General features: G+C 38.5%; 5 protein-coding genes. 4 read left to right on the top strand and 1 reads right to left on the bottom strand.

Translation table 11 applies throughout. The annotated features are described in order from the left end of the window. Positions 1 to 381, bottom strand: a 381-nt coding sequence (locus tag ABNR88_RS07135; RefSeq protein WP_291929289.1) for a thioredoxin fold domain-containing protein, incomplete at its 3' end; no start/stop codon positions are given. A gap of 31 nt (positions 382 to 412) precedes the next feature. Here ABNR88_RS07135 and hemC point away from each other — a divergent pair. From hemC to ABNR88_RS07115, 4 genes are all read left to right on the top strand, one after another. Further along, complete coding sequence (gene hemC, locus ABNR88_RS07130) at positions 413 to 1,333, top strand: hydroxymethylbilane synthase (RefSeq protein WP_291929286.1); 921 nt, start codon at positions 413 to 415, stop codon at positions 1,331 to 1,333. Then, on the top strand, positions 1,330 to 1,611 hold the full coding sequence (locus tag ABNR88_RS07125) for a 4a-hydroxytetrahydrobiopterin dehydratase (protein WP_291929283.1): 282 nt from the start codon (positions 1,330 to 1,332) through the stop codon (positions 1,609 to 1,611). The genes hemC and ABNR88_RS07125 overlap by 4 nt, the downstream gene beginning before the upstream one ends. A 3-nt stretch (positions 1,612 to 1,614) precedes the next feature. Next, on the top strand, positions 1,615 to 2,292 hold the full coding sequence (locus ABNR88_RS07120; RefSeq protein ID WP_291929280.1) for a hypothetical protein: 678 nt from the start codon (positions 1,615 to 1,617) through the stop codon (positions 2,290 to 2,292). 1 nt (position 2,293) lies between these two features. Continuing rightward, the coding region (locus ABNR88_RS07115; RefSeq protein WP_348670249.1) for a zinc-binding alcohol dehydrogenase family protein at positions 2,294 to 2,894 on the top strand (601 nt) is incomplete at its 3' end.

The following is a 2,894-nucleotide window of genomic DNA, read 5'->3' as shown; positions in this document are numbered from 1 at the left end:
GACTTTTTCCAAAACCACGCCATAGTTGTCTACCAACATAACCGTTGGAAAGAAATTAACTGCATACTTAAAGGCAAACTCATTGTGAGAAACAGTTTCATTGTAAAAATCATTGATTTCATCAAAGCTATTAGCATTGATATGGCGAATGATTACTTTATCTTGGTATTCCTCGAGATCTGCCATAGGGCCAATGGTATTTTCTTTAACTTTTTTGCAATATCCACAATCAGGAATGGAAAACATTATTAAAATAGGTATCTTTTTCTTCCAAACTTGTTGTGAGTCTAAAAAGAAATTTTTTGCGTCTGGCAGGTTGAGTTCTTGCGCGATCGCAAAATTTGATAAAAAGACGGCAACTAATAGATAAAATCTAAACATTGGCACTATTTTAATACAAACTCCTTGAAGCATGAATAAAACCCTGAAAATTGCAACTCGAAAATCTCCGCTAGCACTTTGGCAAGCAGAGCACGTAAAAGCTAGGCTGGAGGCGATTCATCCAGATTTAAAAGTAGAGTTGGTTAAGATGACCACCAAGGGTGACCAGATTTTAAATTCACCTTTATCTAAAATTGGTGGCAAAGGTTTGTTTATTAAAGAATTAGAAATAGGCATGATGGAAGGGGTGGCTGATATTGCTGTGCATTCGATGAAAGATGTGCCTTATGAGATTCCACCTGGATTTGAGCTAGGCGCTATTTTAAAGCGTGAAAATCCATTTGATGCATTTGTGTCTAATCATTACGATGGTATTAATGATCTACCACAAGGCGCTAAAGTGGGCACTTGTTCAATGCGCCGAATTGTGCAGCTGAAAGCTCAACGCCCAGATTTAGAAATTCTAGACTTACGAGGCAATGTAAACACCCGACTTCAAAAACTCGATGACGGTGAGTTTGATGCGATTATCTTGGCGTGTGCGGGCCTTATTCGCCTTAAGTTTGAAACGCGTATTAAGCAAGAGATTCCAGCGATCGATTCTTTGCCTGCAGTTGGCCAAGGGGCAGTAGGGATTGAGATTCGCGAGAATGATCAGACTATTCTAGATTTAATTAGCCCTTTGATTGATCAAGAAACTACTTACAGGGTAAGTGCAGAGCGGGCGATGAATGCCCGTCTAGAAGGTGGCTGCTCTGTGCCGATTGCGGGCTATGCAACATTGGATGGTGATCAAATAAGCCTGACAGGTTTAGTGGGTAACGTAGAGTCTGGCGTCATATTAAAACACCAGGTATCTGGTCATGTTCATCAGGCAGAGGCATTGGGTGAGACGCTAGGTGATCAGTTGATCAAAATGGGCGCTAAAGATATCTTGAAAGTTCAATCATGACTGATTCAGAAATTTTAATACAATTGCCAGAATGGTCAATTGTTAATCAAAAACTATCGAGACAGTTTGTTTTTAATGACTTTATTCAGGCTTTTGGCTTTATGACTCAAGCTGGCATCATAGCTGAAAAAATGAATCACCATCCAGAATGGTCCAATGTATATAACACTGTTAATGTTGAGTTAATAACGCATTCTCAAGGGTGTATTAGTCAATTGGATATCGAATTAGCGACTCATATGAATAACATTTTTGAAAATAGCATAACAAAGGAATAGCACATGTTTAAATTTATTGAAAACAACTTCTTTCTCATTGTGCATCGTATTGGCTTTTTATTTGCATTGATTTCACTAGCTTTAATTGTCTTTCTAGGTGTGTTTAGCTATGAAAAACTCAGCAGTAGGGCGACTGATGAAATTAGTGCGCCCAGCATTGAATTAGCCAAATACCAAAATCCAATCAGCCTGCAAGTGGAGACTGAAAAAGCCTCTCAAGCAGTTAGCGTTGTTGAAGATGATTCCCAGGTAGTTTTTAATCAAAAGTTTGATACTCAAATAGAACAGATTATTACTAATTTACAGGCACTACCTAACGAAGTGCTTGATGAAAATGACTTACAGTTCCAAATTAAAGTGATGATTAAGATTAAGTCTAATGCTTATTCTCCAGAGCTTAAGTTAAGCTATGTGGAATCTTTATCAAGATTGACTAAGCAATTAGTTAATGTGGGTGGAGATCAAGTTAATATTGATGAATTTTTGCATTGGCATGATCAAGAGTTTGCCTACCAAGTCAATGAGCAAACTCAGCAAAATTTAATGAAAATGGGCACCGCTAGAACTGATCAAATGACAGGCTTTATTTCTCTAGGTATGCTAGGCGCAGCACTTGGATTTTTTATTATGTTTGTCATGATGTTAGTAATGTTGCGTATTGAAAGAAACACACGAAGATAACATGCAAGCAATTGGCTATAACGGCAGTGAATTTATAGAATTTGAGAAAACTCTAAATCATCCTACAGGCCGAGATCTACTGGTAGAAATAAAAGCTATTTCTGTCAACCCAATTGATACCAAAGTTAAGCACACTGTCGCCAAAGATAGCGCTGTAAAAATTTTAGGCTATGACGCTTCAGGTATTGTGAGTGCAGTGGGTGAGCAAGTATCGCTTTTTAAAGTTGGTGATGAAGTTTTTTATGCAGGAGATGTGACGCGTGACGGGTCAAATGCAGCTTACCAACTTGTCGATGAACGTATTGTCGGTCGTAAGCCAAAATCACTCAACTTTGAGCAAGCTGCAGCACTACCTTTAACCAGTATTACCGCTTGGGAATCTTTATTTGATCGTTTAAAAATCACCCAATCAGACAAAGATAAATCTTTATTATTGATTGGCGCTGCTGGCGGCGTGGGTTCGATGGCCATTCAATTTGCCAAGCAAATAATCGGCATGAAAGTAATAGCGACTGCTTCACGTGATGAATCTAGATCTTGGTGTAAACAAATGGGTGCTGATATTGTGCTTGACCATCAGCATCTTGCTCAACAATTTAAAG

The sequence above is a fragment of the uncultured Candidatus Thioglobus sp. genome, assembly GCF_963981275.1.
Classification (GTDB): domain Bacteria; phylum Pseudomonadota; class Gammaproteobacteria; order PS1; family Pseudothioglobaceae; genus Thioglobus_A.
This window is presented reverse-complemented; position numbering and strand designations above follow the sequence as displayed.

Coding starts and splice junctions, on each gene's coding strand:
- ABNR88_RS07125 (WP_291929283.1), top strand. CDS start 1,330: ATGACTGATTCAGAAATTTTAATACAATTGCCAGAATGGTCAATTGTT.
- hemC (WP_291929286.1), top strand. CDS start 413: ATGAATAAAACCCTGAAAATTGCAACTCGAAAATCTCCGCTAGCACTT.
- ABNR88_RS07120 (WP_291929280.1), top strand. CDS start 1,615: ATGTTTAAATTTATTGAAAACAACTTCTTTCTCATTGTGCATCGTATT.